At 52.8% G+C, this 2,355-nt stretch carries 1 rRNA gene; it reads right to left on the reverse strand.

Features of this window, described 5'->3' with window-relative positions:
• Nucleotides 1-13 precede the first annotated feature (13 nt).
• Nucleotides 14-2,355, reverse strand: a 23S ribosomal RNA gene (locus tag HMPREF2559_RS00635); the annotation flags it as partial.

The following is a 2,355-nucleotide window of genomic DNA, read 5'->3' on the forward strand; positions in this document are numbered from 1 at the left end:
GTTTTTGGGTTTGGTGTGTGTTTGTTTTGGCCTATTAGTACCAGTAGCCTTAACATTTTGCAATGCTTCCAGGTCTGGCCTATCAACCCCATAGTCTTTAGGGGGCCTTGTAGTGAAACCTCATCTTAAAACAGGCTTCCCGCTTAGATGCTTTCAGCGGTTATCCCTTCCGTACGTAGCCAACCAGCGATGCTCCTGGCGGAACAACTGGCACACTAGAGGTACGTCCGTCCCGGTCCTCTCGTACTAGGGACAGCCTTCTTCAAGTTTCAACGCGCGCGGCGGATAGAGACCGAACTGTCTCACGACGTTCTGAACCCAGCTCGCGTGCCGCTTTAATGGGCGAACAGCCCAACCCTTGGGACCTACTCCAGCCCCAGGATGCGACGAGCCGACATCGAGGTGCCAAACCATCCCGTCGATATGAACTCTTGGGGAAGATCAGCCTGTTATCCCCGGGGTACCTTTTATCCGTTGAGCGACACCACATCCATAAGTAGGTGCCGGATCACTAGTCCCGACTTTCGTCCCTGTTTGAGCTGTCACTCTCACAGTCAAGCTCCCTTGTGCACTTACACTCAACACCTGATTGCCAACCAGGCTGAGGGAACCTTTGGGCGCCTCCGTTACATTTTGGGAGGCAACCGCCCCAGTTAAACTACCCACCAGGCACTGTCCCCAACCCAGATCATGGGCCAAGGTTAAGGTGCTCAATCCGATCAGAGTGGTATTTCAACAACGACTCCACCATCACTGGCGTGATAGTTTCTAAGTCTCCCACCTATCCTACACAAACCGAACCAAACACCAATACCAAGCTATAGTGAAGGTCCCGGGGTCTTTTCGTCCTGCCGCGCGTAACGAGCATCTTTACTCGTAGTGCAATTTCACCGGGCCTGTGGTTGAGACAGCAGGGAAGTCGTTACGCCATTCGTGCAGGTCGGAACTTACCCGACAAGGAATTTCGCTACCTTAGGATGGTTATAGTTACCACCGCCGTTTACTGGGGCTTAAATTCTCAGCTTCGCACATCAACGATGTACTAACCGGTCCTCTTAACCTTCCAGCACCGGGCAGGCGTCAGTCCATATACATCAACTTAACGTCTTCGCATGGACCTGTGTTTTTGATAAACAGTCGCTTCCCTCTATTCTCTGCGACCCCACACCGCTTCAAGCCGCAAGGACTTGTCACGGTATGTGGTCCCCCTTCTCCCGAAGTTACGGGGGCATTTTGCCGAGTTCCTTAACCACAGTTCACCCGAACGCCTTAGTATTTTCAACCTGACTACCTGTGTCGGTTTAGGGTACGGGCCATATACATACATCGCTAGAGGCTTTTCTCGACAGCACGGGATCACCAACTTCACCCCAATCGGGCTACGCATCACGTCTCACCTTCAATTAAGGCACGGATTTACCTATGCCTCCGGCTACACGCTTACACCAACAATCCATTAAGCGGCTTGGCTACCCCACTGTGTCACCCCATCGCTTGAACCACACATCAGGCCCCACGACATCAACAACACCAACCAACAAAGTTAGTTACGTGTCGTATCCGCGGTGGTTAGTATCAGTGCTTTATCAGGGGCGCATGTATACGGGTACCAGAATATCAACTGGTTATCCATCGACTACGCCTGTCGGCCTCGCCTTAGGTCCCGACTCACCCTGGGAAGACGAACTTGACCCAGGAACCCTTAGTCATCCGGCGGGTAGGATTCTCACCTACCAATTCGTTACTCATGCCTGCATTCTCACTCGCACATACTCCACGCCGCCTTACGGTAACGCTTCACAACATGCACGACGCTCCCCTACCCAATAACAAAAGTATTGCCGCGGCTTCGGCGGTGTGCTTGAGCCCCACTACATTGTCGGCGCGAAACCACTCGACCAGTGAGCTATTACGCACTCTTTCAAGGATGGCTGCTTCTAAGCCAACCTCCTGGCTGTCTTCGCGATCCCACATCCTTTTCCACTTAGCACACCCTTAGGGGCCTTAACCGGCGATCTGGGCTGTTTCCCTCTCGACTATGAAGCTTATCCCCCACAGTCTCACTGCCGCACAACACATTAATGGCATTCGGAGTTTGGCTGACATTGCTAAGATTGTAGTCCCGCTCAACCAACCAGTAGCTCTACCTCCACCAAGCTAATGCGACGCTGCACCTAAATGCATTTCGGGGAGAACCAGCTATCACGGAGTTTGATTGGCCTTTCACCCCTACCCACAGCTCATCCCCGCAGTTTTCAACCTACGTGGGTTCGCGCCTCCACAACCTCTTACAGCTGCTTCACACTGGCCATGGGTAGATCACCCCGCTTCGGGTCCAGGACATGCCACTAAAAA

This window comes from Corynebacterium sp. HMSC072G08, from assembly GCF_001809185.1.
GTDB classification, from domain to species: Bacteria; Actinomycetota; Actinomycetes; order Mycobacteriales; family Mycobacteriaceae; genus Corynebacterium; species Corynebacterium phoceense.